This is a genomic window from Bacillus sp. 1021, assembly GCF_014534735.1.
Classification (GTDB): Bacteria; Bacillota; Bacilli; order Bacillales; family Bacillaceae; genus Bacillus; species Bacillus siamensis.
The window spans coordinates 584,715-598,956 of sequence record NZ_JACVSR010000001.1 but is presented as its reverse complement, the minus strand read 5'-3'; the positions used below and the strand labels follow the sequence as shown (position 1 = coordinate 598,956).

Annotated in this window: 11 protein-coding genes; all 11 read right to left on the bottom strand. The window is 46.0% G+C overall.

Annotated elements, in window-relative coordinates; all coding sequences use genetic code 11:
- Nucleotides 1-2: 2 nt before the first annotated feature.
- Nucleotides 3-1,094, bottom strand: a complete 1,092-nt coding sequence (murG, locus tag ICW23_RS03265) for an undecaprenyldiphospho-muramoylpentapeptide beta-N-acetylglucosaminyltransferase (RefSeq protein ID WP_188154029.1) — start codon at nucleotides 1,092-1,094, stop codon at nucleotides 3-5.
- A gap of 116 nt (nucleotides 1,095-1,210) precedes the next feature.
- On the bottom strand, nucleotides 1,211-2,311 hold the full coding sequence (gene spoVE / locus ICW23_RS03260) for a stage V sporulation protein E (RefSeq protein WP_003154430.1): 1,101 nt from the start codon (nucleotides 2,309-2,311) through the stop codon (nucleotides 1,211-1,213).
- A 58-nt stretch (nucleotides 2,312-2,369) separates the two neighbouring features.
- Entirely contained in the window at nucleotides 2,370-3,725 is a 1,356-nt protein-coding gene (murD, locus tag ICW23_RS03255; RefSeq protein ID WP_188154028.1) for a UDP-N-acetylmuramoyl-L-alanine--D-glutamate ligase, read from the bottom strand.
- Nucleotides 3,726-4,700, bottom strand: a complete 975-nt coding sequence (gene mraY, locus ICW23_RS03250; RefSeq protein WP_007409707.1) for a phospho-N-acetylmuramoyl-pentapeptide-transferase — start codon at nucleotides 4,698-4,700, stop codon at nucleotides 3,726-3,728. It lies immediately after the preceding gene.
- Between the two features lie 107 nt (nucleotides 4,701-4,807).
- The gene (locus ICW23_RS03245; protein WP_016936209.1) at nucleotides 4,808-6,280 is read right to left on the bottom strand and encodes a UDP-N-acetylmuramoyl-L-alanyl-D-glutamate--2,6-diaminopimelate ligase; all 1,473 of its coding nucleotides are present in this window, start codon (nucleotides 6,278-6,280) and stop codon (nucleotides 4,808-4,810) included.
- Between the two features lie 195 nt (nucleotides 6,281-6,475).
- Nucleotides 6,476-8,395, bottom strand: coding sequence for a stage V sporulation protein D (locus ICW23_RS03240; RefSeq protein WP_016936210.1), 1,920 nt, complete (start codon nucleotides 8,393-8,395; stop codon nucleotides 6,476-6,478).
- Nucleotides 8,396-8,507: 112 nt separating this feature from the next.
- Entirely contained in the window at nucleotides 8,508-10,637 is a 2,130-nt protein-coding gene (gene pbpB, locus ICW23_RS03235) for a penicillin-binding protein 2B (protein ID WP_016936211.1), read from the bottom strand.
- Nucleotides 10,638-10,643: 6 nt separating this feature from the next.
- The gene (gene ftsL / locus ICW23_RS03230; protein ID WP_016936212.1) at nucleotides 10,644-10,997 is read right to left on the bottom strand and encodes a cell division protein FtsL; all 354 of its coding nucleotides are present in this window, start codon (nucleotides 10,995-10,997) and stop codon (nucleotides 10,644-10,646) included.
- Between the two features lie 38 nt (nucleotides 10,998-11,035).
- Complete coding sequence (gene rsmH, locus ICW23_RS03225; protein WP_016936213.1) at nucleotides 11,036-11,971, bottom strand: 16S rRNA (cytosine(1402)-N(4))-methyltransferase RsmH; 936 nt, start codon at nucleotides 11,969-11,971, stop codon at nucleotides 11,036-11,038.
- Nucleotides 11,972-12,037: 66 nt separating this feature from the next.
- The gene (mraZ, locus tag ICW23_RS03220; protein ID WP_013352164.1) at nucleotides 12,038-12,469 is read right to left on the bottom strand and encodes a division/cell wall cluster transcriptional repressor MraZ; all 432 of its coding nucleotides are present in this window, start codon (nucleotides 12,467-12,469) and stop codon (nucleotides 12,038-12,040) included.
- Between the two features lie 125 nt (nucleotides 12,470-12,594).
- Complete coding sequence (bshC, locus tag ICW23_RS03215) at nucleotides 12,595-14,214, bottom strand: bacillithiol biosynthesis cysteine-adding enzyme BshC (protein WP_188154027.1); 1,620 nt, start codon at nucleotides 14,212-14,214, stop codon at nucleotides 12,595-12,597.
- Between the last annotated feature and the right edge of the window lie 28 nt (nucleotides 14,215-14,242).

Here is a 14,242-nt window from a genome sequence, read left to right as displayed (position 1 = left end):
CTCTATTTTTTAATGTCTTCCATGATACTGTACAGTCTGGCTGCCGCATCGGGAACACCGAGTGATTTTGTCCGCTCACTCATGTCTTTTAGCGTTTCGTCATTCATTACGATTTTGTCCAGCGCAGCGATCAGTTTTTCTCCGCTGAGCTCGGTTTCTTTCAGTACGATTGCAGCGTCATGCTGGCTGAGCGCCTTCGCATTGACTTCCTGGTGATTGGCTGTCACGTACGGGCTCGGAATGAGCACACTCGGAATGCCGAGTGCGGTGATTTCCGCAATCGTTGTCGCCCCGGCTCTGGCCACAATAACATCAATTGATTTTAAGTACTCCGGCATTTGGTGCAAAAACGGTTTTGTCACCATATTATCAGCGGCTTTTCCGCCTTTCAGCTCAGCCGTTACCTTCTCATAATGCACTTCCCCGGTAATATAAAGCACTTGGTAAGGTCTCGTTTTCAATTCTTCCTGCATATCAATAACGGCACGGTTAATAGGAGCCGCACCTCTGCTTCCGCCGAAAATGAGCACCGTTTTTTGATCTTCTTTCAGCCCGAATTCAGTTAACGAGCGGCCTGTCTTAATTGAGACGACTTCAGAGGCTCTCGGGTTTCCCGTAAAAACAACTTTTTCAGCAGGAAAATGCGATTTTGCCTCTTCAAAGCAAATCGCCACCTTATTAACATATTTCGAGAGAAACTTATTCGTGATGCCCGGAAGGCTGTTTTGCTCATGAATGATCGTCGGAATTCCCATTTTTGCCGCCGCGTATACAACTGGACCGCATACATAGCCGCCTGTGCCGATAACGGCATCTGGTTTAAATTCGTTTAAATACGATTTGCTTTTCTTCACGCCTTTTAAGAAACGCATGACCGTTTTTACATTTTCAAAAGAAAGTTTTCGTTTGAAACCTGTAATTTCAATGGCGCGAAACGGAATATTTTCCCTTTCAACAATTTTTTTCTCAAGACCGTTCTCTGTTCCGATATATAAAAATTCCACGTCCGGGTGCCGGCGCTGAACTTCTTTAATAAAGGCCAAAGCCGGATAAATATGTCCTCCGGTTCCGCCCCCGCTTACTGCAATACGCATTCGTATGTCCCCCTTAATCACATAGCGATAACCCTGTTTTTTAGGACAGGGTTATTGATGTTGTCTGTTTTTTTATAAATGACGAATATATCATGAGTGATGAGGCAAGATACAGATCAATACCTCGAGTACCGGCTGACATTTAAAAGCACGCCGACCGCTGCAAGCATCAGCGTCAATGATGACCCTCCGTAGCTTAAAAACGGCAGCGTAATTCCTGTTACCGGGATCAGCCCCGTCACAACACCGATATTAATCATGACTTGAATAGCAATCATAGAAATAATGCCGATGGCGACAAAGCTTCCGTATAAATCCGGAGCGCCGAGCGCAATCCTGACGCCCCGCCATAATAAAATACTGAACAGCAGCAATATGAGCGATCCGCCGATAAAGCCGAGTTCCTCAGATAAGATAGCAAAAATGAAATCGGTTTGCGGCTCCGGCAGGTAAAAAAACTTTTGCCGGCTTTGGCCGAGCCCCATTCCGAACAGACCGCCCGGACCTACGGCATAGAGCGACTGAATGATCTGAAATCCGCTTCCAAGCGGGTCCTCCCACGGGTTTAAGTAGGAGGTGATCCGTTTAATCCGATAAGGAGCGGACAGAACAAGCGCCGCAAATCCGCTTAAACCGATGAGTCCGAGAAACGCGAAATGAGCGATTCGCGCACCGGAAACAAATATCATCACGATGCACGTGCCCACCATCACCGTCCCCGTTCCAAGGTCGGGCTGGCACATGATAATAATAAATGCAGAAAACACGATTCCGAGCGCGGGAACGAATCCGCGTCTGAATGACGTAATGTTCTTCTGTTTTTCAGAAAGAAATTTAGCCAGAAACGCAATCATCGCGAGTTTCATAAACTCCGAAGGCTGAATGCTGAACGCGCCCACACCGATCCAGCTTCTTGAACCGTTCCGCACCATTCCGACTCCCGGAATCAGTACAAGCACAAGCAGGAAAAAACAAATGATCAGAAGCAGCTTCGACCATGTGCGCCATGTCCAATAATCCACATTCATAATGAAAAACATGGCAATGACGCCGATTCCCGCAAACAGCAGCTGCCGTTTCGCAAAGAAAAACGAGTCGTCAAATTTATAATCCGCCCAAACCGCACTTGCACTGTAAACCATAATTAATCCTATTGTTAAAAGCAATAACGTAATGATAACTAATAACAAATCAGGCGCTGTTTTTTTAGTAGTCAAAGCAATCGACACCCCAAGCATAAGTCATTTAGGGCTGCCGATGAACAGAGACAAGCCCTTACTTAAGCATATGCACGGCATCTATAAACATGTCACCGCGTTCTTCAAATGTTTTGAACTGATCCCAGCTTGCACACGCAGGTGACAAGAGGATGACGTCTCCTTCATTTGAGAGCGCAAACGCCGCAGATACTGCTTGTTCAACATTATCGACACGTTTGACATGTTGTATTCCCAGCTCATTGCCCAGTTTTTCTATCTTCGGCGCCGTCTGGCCGAACGTAAGGACCGCTTTGACATTGTCCATATACGGTTTCAGATCGTCAAAGCCGTTGCCGCGGTCAAGTCCGCCTGCAAGCAGTATAACCGGAGCTTTGAACGCGGAGAGCGCTTTGCTTGTGGCTAAAATATTCGTCGCTTTGCTGTCATTATAAAATTTACGATTCTGAATCGCAGTCACATACTGCAGACGGTGTTTAACACCGGTAAAGCTTGTCAGCACCTTCTGAATCGCTTTATTGGATGCGCCCGCCGTTTTTGCCGCGGCTACAGCGGCTAGAATATTTTCTAAATTGTGCGCGCCCGGCAATACGATGTCATCAACAGGCAGAATCGCTTCATCGCCGAACATCAGCATTCCGTCTTTAATGAATGCGCCGCCGGACAGTTCCTGATGAACTGAAAACGGAACGGTGCCGGCTTTTCCGCCTTCAGCAAGCCGCACGACTGTTTCATCGCTTTGGTTTACGATGGCCGTATCGCTCTCAAGCTGATGCAGATACACCTTCTGCTTGGCTTTTTCGTAATTTTCACGGCTGTGGTGATAATCCAAATGAGCGTCAAATACATTTAAAATCAGGCCGATTTCAGGTCTGAACGCATGAGTCCCCATCAGCTGAAACGAAGAAAGCTCCGTGACGATCCATTCATCACCGTCAGCACGATAAGCCACTTCACTGGCGACAGTGCCGATATTCCCCGCGATCAGCGCCTTTATCGAGTCAGCCTTCAGCATTTCGTAGACCAGGGTCGTCGTTGTCGTTTTCCCATTCGAGCCTGTAATGCCGATGAATTTTGCATTGGTGATATAATACGCAAGCTCGATTTCCGTCCAAACCGGGATGCCTCTTCTTTGCGCTTCCTCCACCATAATATTTTCATACGGGATTCCGGGATTTTTGATCAGAATGGTTATATCATGCTGATCAAAAAGTGATGTCGGATGTTCACCGCAGATAACCTCAATTCCTCTTTCTGAAAGCCTTTGGGCAGGTTCGTTTTCTTCAAAGGCTTTTTGATCATTTACGACGACGTTAATGTCTTTTTCATGAAGAATCGACGCAGCCGCATATCCGCTTTTCGCCAGTCCGAGGACCAGAAAGTTTTGTTTTTGCAAAAAAAGTTCGTTTTCCACTTATAACCACACCTCGATGTAAATTCCTAAAACGGCAAGCAGCAGTCCCGCAGTCCAGAATGTGACGACAACTCTCCATTCAGACCATCCGACCAATTCGTAATGGTGGTGAAGCGGACTCATTTTAAAGATTCGTTTTCCTGTCGTTTTAAAGCTGATGACTTGTAAGATAACAGATAAGGTCTCAATCACAAAAACTCCGCCGATAATGACGAGCAGAATTTCAAGCTTTGTCAGAATGGCAACGGTCACGATCGCTCCTCCGAGCGCAAGCGACCCGGTATCCCCCATAAATACTTTGGCGGGATGGGCGTTGAATACAAGAAAACCGAGAACGGCGCCGACAACGGCAACCGAGAAAATCGCAACGTCATATTGTGACTGGTTCCACGCAAGGATCGCGAAAGCGCCGAATGCGATAGCAGCGGTACCGGACAAGAGGCCGTCCAGACCGTCTGTCAGGTTGACGGCGTTTGAACCTCCGACAAGCATAAAGAGAACGAGGATAAAGTATCCCCAGCCGAGATCAATTGACAGATGTGTTCCCGGCACCCTGATGCCGGTTGAAAAATGGCAGTAATGATATACTCCGTAGAATACAATGGCGATAATGATCTGGCCGATCAATTTCTGTTTCGATGTTAATCCGAGATTCCGTTTCATCACCACTTTAATATAATCATCCAAAAAGCCGAGCAGGCCGTATCCGATCGTGACAAACAGCAGAAGAAACATTTCCGCGCTCAGATGCGAAAATTTCTGCGTCATGACAATCGCCGTAATGGCAATGGATACGATAATCATGACCCCGCCCATCGTCGGCGTCCCTGATTTTTTCATATGTGATTTCGGCCCTTCTTCTCTGATGCTCTGGCCGAATTTTAAACGTCTTAAAAACGGGATAAGAATCGGAGATATCAGAACACTGATTAAAAATCCCATTATTATTGTAAATAAAATCACTTGCTCAAGCATTGCTCTTTTCTCCTCCCGTTTCGTTCAAACGACATACGTATTTATCATATTCACATTGTTTCCCCGTAATTCTTTTCATTTCCCTCATTCTAACACTCTTTCCTGTTTTACTTTTTATTCAGCTCAACGATAGCTCTTCCCGCTACTTCGGCGTCATCAAAGTCGAATGTTTCATTGCCGATCTGCTGATAGGTTTCATGCCCTTTTCCGGCAATCAGAACCACATCACCCTTTTTCGCGTTGGCAATGGCAAAAAAGATGGCCTGCTCGCGGTTGGCGATACTGTGATAGTAAGTTCCTTCTACCCCTCTTTCCATATCTCTTAATATGGCCAGCGGGTCCTCGCTTCTCGGGTTATCTGAGGTAAAGATCGGTTCGTCAGCGATCCGCACCGCAATTTCAGCCATTTTCGGGCGCTTTGTTTTGTCCCGGTCACCGCCGCAGCCGACGACGACGAAAAGCTTGCCTTCTGTCATGTCTTTGCATGTATTCAGGACGTTTTCCAGACTGTCAGGCGTGTGCGCGTAATCGACGACGACAGGAAACGGCTGATTGTGATTCACCAGTTCAAACCGGCCTCTGACACCTTGCAGCTCTTCAAGAGCGCTTGTGATCGTATCGAACGGGAGACCTGCTGCGATCGCTGTCGCCGCTGCAGCCAGTACGTTATACACGTTGAACCGGCCGACGAGTGAAACCGTGATCTGCTTTGTTCCTTTTGGCGTAACGAGTTCAAAGCTTGTGCCTTGCGCAGAGATCTCAATTTGTTTCGCCATGACATCGGCATCATTTTCGATTCCGTATGTAAGGATGTGCGCCGCCGTCACTCTTTCAAAATAAGCGCTGGCTTTGTCATCTGCGTTTAAAACGGCCCGCTTCGGCTTTTCATGGTTGAAAGAGCCGCCCAGCTGAGAAAACAGGAGGCTTTTAGCCTGTCTGTAGTCTTCCATCGTCTTGTGATAGTCTAAATGGTCCTGCGTCAGATTCGTGAACACGGCGATATCATAATCGCAGCCGTGAACCCTGCCGAGTGACAGAGCGTGAGAAGACACTTCCATAATAGCTGTATCAACATGCTCGTCATTCATTTTCTTGAACGTTTTTTGCAGTGTGACGCTTTCGGGCGTTGTATTTTTGACCGGGAATGTCTCATCACCGATTTTAATGTACATCGTTCCGATTAAACCGGTCTGTCTTCCCGCTTTTTTGAAAATCTCATCCACCATATGCGTCGTTGATGTCTTGCCGTTTGTGCCGGTGATGCCGATAAGCTGAAGTTTCTTTGTCGGCTGCCCGTAAAACGCGTCAGAAAGAACGCTGAGCGCCCGCTGTGACCGGCGGACGATAATGACAGGAATATCGACGTCAAGCTCTTTCTCGGCGACGATGGCAGCTGCGCCGTTTTCTGCGGCTTTTTGGGCGAAATCATGTCCGTCCACCGTATACCCTTTTATACACACAAAAAGACTCCCTTTTCTCACTTCCCTGGAGTCCATCTCAATTGAAGTTATATCAGGGTCATGAAAGTCATTTTGAACAGGTTCGGCCATTAAATATGTAAGCAGCTTTGTAAGTTTCATTGTATCAAACCTCTCAGAAATTCTATTCATTCTTTTATCATGATAATTGTTTATAAAAGTCAGAATGGCTTTTAAACATACAGTTCATATTTTAGCGTAAATAAAAGGATACATCCAGTTAATCTTAAAAGTTATCTTCTTTTTTTCTCTTTATGATAAAAGGCAGCCGAAAACAATCGGCTGCCTCAAAAAGACTCATTCTTCACTCAAGTAAACACGGATCTTTGAGCCTTCTTTTACTTTCGTTCCGGCTGCAGGTGATTGCTTCACAATTTTGCTTCCTTTTCCTGAGGAGTCTATATTCAAATTGACAAGCAGCGACTCAAGATCAGAGACAGACATCCCTACAACATTCGGAACCTCTATTGTTTTTGTGTCGTTCCATTGATATTTTTTCTCGATTTGATTTTTTCGCGGTTTGACGCCGAGCTCCGGCAGACTGTCTCTCATAATATTCCCGACAATCGGCGCGGCGACGGTTCCCCCGAATTGAATCGTGCCTTTCGGATTATCAACCGCGACATATACGACAAGGCTCGGGTCATCAGCCGGCGCAAAACCGATAAAGGAAACGATATGGTTGTTTTCGAGATATTTGCCGTCTTTGACCTTTTGTGCCGTTCCTGTTTTTCCGCCGACGCGATATCCTTCTACAAAGGCATTCCGTCCCGTTCCTTGCGCGACGACACTTTCTAAAGCGTATCTGATCTGCTTTGACGTTTCCTGGGAAATAACTTGTCTTTTCGCAATCGGCGATTGTTTCTTAACGGTTTTTTTCGTGACGGGATCAACCCACTCTTTGGCGATAAACGGAGTATAAAGCGTTCCGCCGTTTATTGCTGCGGATACGGCTGCCACCTGCTGAATCGGCGTGACGGAAACCCCTTGTCCGAAAGCGGTTGTTGCCTGTTCGACCGGGCCGACTCTGTCAAGCGGAAATAAGATTCCTGTTCCTTCCCCTTGCAGATCGATGCCTGTTTTCTTTCCAAATCCGAAGTCCTTAATATATTGAAACAGCTTTTGTTTTCCGAGCCGTTCCCCAAGCTGTACAAACCCAGGGTTGCAGGAATTTTGAACGACTTCAAGGTAAGACTGCGAACCGTGGCCGCCCTTTTTCCAGCATCTGAGGCGGGCGCCGTCCACCTCGGCAAATCCTTTGTCATAAAAATGATCTCTTTGCAAGTTTACTTTTTGTTCTTGGAGCGCCGCCGCGAGCGTAATAATCTTAAAGGTCGAACCCGGTTCATACGTGCTCCATACCGGCAGATTCCGGTTGTAAACGGACGGATCCACTGATTGATAGTCAGCCGGATCAAAATCAGGACGGCTTGACATTCCCAGCACTTCCCCGTTTTTCGGATTCATTGCGACCGCAATCATTCCGTCCGGGTTGTATTTCGCCGCTGCATTGTCGAGCTCTCGTTCTATAATCGTCTGAACCTTGGCGTCAATCGTCAATTTCATATCAAGTCCGTCTTTCGGAGGGGTGTAATCATCCGCTTCATCAGGCATTTTCTTCCCCTTGGCATCCGTATAAAATTTCACGGAGCCCTTTACACCTTTCAAGTCATCATCATAATAAGCCTCCAGTCCGAGAAGGCCCTGGTTATCAATACCGGCAAAACCGAGAACATGGGATAAAAAACTTCCGTACGGATAATGACGGATGCTGTCTTCAGCTACATAAACCCCTTTTAAATCGAGCGCTTTGATTTCTTTCGCTTTTTTATTTGAAATTTTCCGGCCCTCGGGTGAGATTTTTTCTATGGAAGTTTTCTTTGTAATGTGTTTATAGACCTTCTCTTCCGACATATTTAAAACTGACGCGAGAAGCTTGCCCGTTTTTATGGGATTTTGAATCTGGCGCGGTACGACAAAGACGGTCGGCGCGCTTTTATTAGTAGCCAGCTTCACGCCGTTCCGGTCAAGGATCTCTCCCCGCTCAGGCTCAAACGGCAAATTCCGGCTCCAGGAATCCTTAGCCAGCGAAGTCAGCTTTTCCCCCATTACAAATTGGACATAGCCTAATCTGCTGTCAATGATCAAAAAAATGATCACGCCAAAAAGCAAAACCAGTAATAAACGTTTTCGAACCGTTACATTTGAAACGCGCAAGGGACCGTCCACTCCTTATTTAGGCTTGTTTCATTTTATGCCTCAGCTTGGATACATAGAACGGCGCGCATAAAAAAGAAGCCCGCGGGCATCCGCGGACTTCTCTGTCCCGTTAATCAGGATTTTTAAATTTCACCTTGATCACGGTATTTCCCTTCAGTTCTTTGCCTTTTTTGACACTTTGGCTGGCAGCGTAACCTTCGCCGCTCACATCAATGTGAATGCCTGATACCTTGCTGAATTGAAGCACTTCCCGTCTCGACCATCCGGACATATCAGGCATTATCATCTTTCCGTCTGTTTTTAAGAAGATTTTCTGATTGGTAATCACATCTTCCCCGGCTTTCGGATACTGCTCTTTTACGGCAACATCACTGCCGATGACAATCGGTGTGAGATGTTCATTTTTCGCTTCCTTCTCAGCATTCGTAACCGTCTTGTCTGTCAGGTCAGGGATCTTTTGGCTTTTCGTTTCTTCCTGGCCGGAATCTGACTTTTCCGTCGGCTCGATGTTCAGATAATGCAAACTGTTTTTCATCGTCGGGTTAAAGATTTCCGCGACAGGATCGGAACTGCTTTGGCCGGCTTTTAATTGCGGCTGCTGCACGGCTACATAGATGACGAGCTTAGGATCATTTTTCGGTGCCATGCCCATGAATGAAAACACATAGTTGCTCGTTCCTTTTAAATATCCGCCCGTCCCCGCGATTTGCGCGGTTCCCGTTTTCCCCGCAACATCAAAACCTTCAATTTTATAAGGTTTTCCCGTTCCGATGTCTGACGTCACAACTTCTCCGAGCAGGTCCCGGACTTGTTTGGCCGTATCAGCCGAAATCGGCGTGCCTGCTTGTTCGGGCTTTGTCTGCTTGACGACTTTTTTCGTATCAGGGTCGACGATATGGTCAATGACGTAAGGCTTCATCATTTTGCCGTTATTGGCAATCGCCGTGACTGCCTGAAGCTGCTGAATCGGCGTTATCGCCGATGCTTGGCCGTAAGCCGTGGACGCTTTATCAAAATCATATTTGAAGTTAATTTTACTTGATACTTCACCGGGCAGATCAATCCCTGTTTTTTGATAGAGCCCGAATTTGTGCAGATACTCATTAAACCGGTCAAACCCGAGTTTTTTGTCTGCCAGTTTGGCGAAAGCAACATTTGACGACCTCATGAGGCCGTCATGGAAGCTTGTCATGCCCCAGCCGGCTCCATCGTTCCAATCTCGTACTGTTCCGCCGCCTACTTTATATGTTCCTGATTTATATTTCTCGTTTGCAGAAAACACGTTTTCCTGAATCGCCGCGGCAAGCGTAAAGATCTTCATCGTCGATCCCGGTTCATACGCGTACGACACTAAGTCGTTGTAATAATTGGTGACGTTTCTGAGATTCGGATCAAAACTCGGACGCTGCCCCATCGCAAGCACTTTGCCTGTTTTCGGTTCTACGACAGCCGCCATGATTTTTTTCGGTTTATACTTTTCCGCCACTTTCGTCATGCTGTCTTCTAAAAAGGTTTGAATTTTCTGATCAATGGTTAAATATACATTGTCACCGTTTTTAGGTGCGGTGATTTTTTCTTTGCTGTTCGGAAGTTTCCAGCCGGATTTATCACTTTCATACGTGACGGATCCGTCGCGTTCCGTCAGATAGCTGTTCAGTATTTTTTCCAGCCCTAAAGATCCTTGTATCTGGTTTGTTTTTTCATTTACATCGGCATAGCCGAGAACATTTGATAAAAACACACCGTTCGGATAGTAGCGCTTCGTATCTCTTAAGAAAGAAATACCTGGAAGCTTCATTTTTTCGATCTTTTGCTTTTTCGCATAAGAGATATCGCGGCCGGCTGAACCGAATTCCACCTGCTTCGCGCCATTCCTGTTTAAGATGTCCAGAATCTCGCTTTTGTCAAGTTTAATAACACTCGCAAGCTTTTCCGCTGTTTTCTCTTTATCCTTGACATACTGAGGCTTCATCTTTTTATCAAGTATGGCAATGAGCTTATAAGTCGCCGTGTCCTCAGCGAGCACTTTGCCGTTCCGGTCAAGAATGGAGCCGCGGCTCGCTTCTATCGTCCGCTTTTTTTCGTGCTGCTCGGTCGCTTTTGTTGCAAGTTCCACCCCGTTAGCTTTACCGGTTAATTGAATGTACGCCATTCTCCCGAGAATGACAAAGAAAAAGAGAGCGAAACAAATACTCAGTATCGCTGCTCCTCTGTTCATAAACTTATTTTTTTTAGGCATGGGTTATCATTCCTGTATGTTTTTCACTTTTTTATCTTTCAGGTTCAAACCGTGCTTTTTAGCGATATCCATCAATCGCTGCGGCTGGCTTAAATCACCCGCCGTTTTTTGGAGATCACCGATCTGCTTATTCTTCTCTGATACTTTCTCCTCCAGTTTTTGCACCTCAATATTGGATTGGTACGCCGCGTATGCCTTTGATACGATAAACATTGAAGTGGAGAGAACGGCAATGGCAAACAGGACGAGCAGCACCTTTTCCCCGAGTGTAATGGAAGCCCTTTTTTTGACAATCACCTTTTTTTCGGGACTTATCACTGGCCGTTGTTGTTTTTCCTGCTGGTAAGCTAAGTTGCTCATAGGCTGATGACCTCCTTTATGTTGTCATTTGCTGCCCGTTATTTTCGTTTCTCCGCAATGCGGAGCTTCGCTGAGCGGGCGCGGTTATTTTCTTCAAGCTCCTCTTTTGATGCCGTAATGGGTTTTCTCGTAATCAGTTTTAATTCCGGTTCAAATTCTTCCGGTATCACAGGAAGACCCGGAGGCAGTTCGGGAAGTGATGATTTTTCCTTGAATGTCGTCTTGCACATTCTGTCTTCCAGTGAGTGAAAAGTGATCACAGATACCCTTCCGCCCGGCTTCAGCATCTCTATCGCCTGCAAGAGAGCCTCTTCAAATACTTGAAGCTCATCGTTTACGGCGATTCGAATCGCCTGAAATACGCGTTTGGCCGGATGACCGCCGCTTCTTCTCGCCGGAGCCGGTATCGCGTCCTTTATTAGATCGACCAGTTGGCCGGTTGTTTGAATAGGCGATTTCTCTCTTGCCTCTTCAATTTTTCTGGCGATTTGCTTGCTGAATTTTTCTTCTCCGTATTTAAAGAAAATCCGCACAAGATCCTCATACCGCCATTCATTTACGACCTCTTTCGCCGTAAGGGCGGCCGACTGGTCCATCCTCATGTCCAGCGGTGCGTCATGATGATAGCTGAATCCCCGTTCCGGTGTATCAAGCTGCGGTGAGGATACTCCTAAATCAAATAAAATTCCGTCGACACTCGTAATGCCGTGTTCGTGTAAACATTCTTTTAAATAACGAAAGTTGCTTTTCACCAAAATGAGCTGTCCTTTGTACTCAGACAATGTTTGCTTTGCGTTTTCAAGCGCCGTGTCATCTTGGTCAAAGGCGATTAAACGCCCTTTTTCCGATAATTGCTGCAATAAATATGTACTGTGCCCGGCGCCTCCCAGGGTGCAGTCCACATAGGTTCCGTCCGGTTTGATATTTAAACCGTCGACGGTTTCACGTAGAAGTACTGTCTTATGCTGAAACATTTGTGTCGGTCCCACCTTTATCAGGAATGAATTGAATTGTCAGTTGCTGTGATGCACGAAGATCCATTATATATCAAATCCAATCATGTTTTCAGCAATTTCAGCGAATGAATCTTCTTGCTCTTCTGTGTATTGTTCCCAGATTACCTTACTCCACAATTCAATTCGATTGGAAACCCCGATGACAACACATTCTTTTTCCAGTTTTGCGTAATTCAGAAGAGATGACGCAATATTAACCCTTCCCTGCTTGTCCAGTTCGCATTCGGTCGCACCGGAAAAAAAGAAACGGGTAAATGCGCGGGCGTCTTTTTTGGTGAGCGGCAGCGCCTTCAGCTTTTCTTCGATCAGCTTCCATTCATTCATCGGGTAGCCGAAAAGACATTGGTCAAGTCCTCTTGTCAGCACAAACTGCTCACCGAGGCCTTCTCTGAATTTTGCGGGTACGATCATGCGGCCCTTTGCATCAATTGTATGCTGGTATTCACCCATAAACATGATAAGGACCCCCACTTTCTCCCCTAAACTCACCACTATCCGCCACTTCTCTCCACAACCTCATTTTACACTGTTTAAACATAAAAAAAAACCCTGAACTATTCAGGGTTCTTTAAAACTTTGTTTCAAAGTTTGACAATCTGATGTTGGTTTTGAAAAGAAAATGGCAGATGTTTGAAGGTTGTGAAGAATTTTGGACCGTAACGGTTCAAATAATACATTACATTCCAGATCCGTTCCTGCGGAGCGCCGAGCGGTCTGATGCTGTTTTGGATTCTTTCATAGTCACGAAGCACAAAACCTTCTTTTTCTTCAATTCTTTTTGTTACCGTCCGTTCTAGAAACAAGAGCTGATCTTGAATGAAGGCGGCATTCTTCTGTAAGAGCGGCTCAAGGCTTGAATCGACTTTAAGCGCTTCGTCCCTTGCTTTTTTATGGGCAGCTTCAATCTGCGACTTCGCCTCTTCCATCACAGAAGAAAATTCTTCAGGAATCTGCTCGTTAAAATAAGTCTCCTTCAGATGTCCGGTGCCGTGTTCGATCGCTTCCTGAAGCGGGATATTCCGTTCCGAAAGCTTCTTTTCAATATGGCGCTCAAGAATCGTAATGTTTAATCTCGGCACTACCGGAGTCATAGAAAAGCCCATTAATGAGAAAGCCTGCTTCAGCTCGCCCCAATAATTGACTTCCCCCGGCCCTGCGATAAACGCAAGAGTCGGGATGAGAAACTCCTGCATCAGCGGCCTTGTCACAACGTTATTGCTGAAACATTCCGGTTTTTCTTCCATATGGGTATGAAGTTCGTCGTTCGTCCACTTGAGGTGAAGTTCTTTAATGACAAAAACGCCATTTTCTTTTTCAATTAAGAAGCGCTCTCCCTCATACTCGTAAAATAAGTTGGCCTGTTCTTTGTCCGACTCAATAATCGGGTGATAACCGGCTTCCCGCATAAGACGCTGCTGATTTGACACTGCTTCGGCAAGTTCATTATTGTGCTTTAAAATCTGCTGAAACATGACCGTTTCCAGCTTTTTAATCCCGGGATCTCCGGAATTGATCAGAATAAGTCCTTCTTCTTGAAACAAACCGGCGATTAACAGTTCAAAAAAGTCCGTAAATGTCTCTGATGAGCGTAAACATCGCTTCACATTTTGAAGGAGTGCGTTTGTGTGATCCGTTTCCTCAAAAGAAGCGAACACTTCATCAATCCACGCCGCACATTTTTCCTGATCAAGAGAGGTATTGGCCGCCGATGTTTTTTTCCAGTAAGACTGCGGCAGCTTCTGTTTCACCGGACCTTTTTTCTCTGTTGACGTATGCACATAATTGATTTCTTCCAGATCGTGATCTTCACCCGCCACCCAGAAAATCGGAACGACAGGAATCCGGAGCGCCTCTTCCTGCTGTCTGGCAAGTACGATAATGGAGATAATCTTATGTATGGTGTAAAGGGGTCCTGTTAAAAGACCGGCCTGCTGTCCGCCTACAACTGCTGCGCTTTTTGGATCTCTCAGTTTTTTGATGGAGGCCTGCATGGCGGCGGAGTTAAATTTTTCGTTATACGAGGATAGGTAATCGGCTAATTCCTCTCTGGCAAACGGCCTTGAAGACAGGTCATGAAGCCGCTTTTGCCATACATCCTCAGAATAAATATCATAATCAAAAAATGAAGACATGTTTTCTCCATCTATATAGTGCTGCACAAACGTATTTTGACTTTTGATGGAAAGTTCAGTTAGCTGCATCTGTCTGGAACTTCCTTTCTCCAATAAA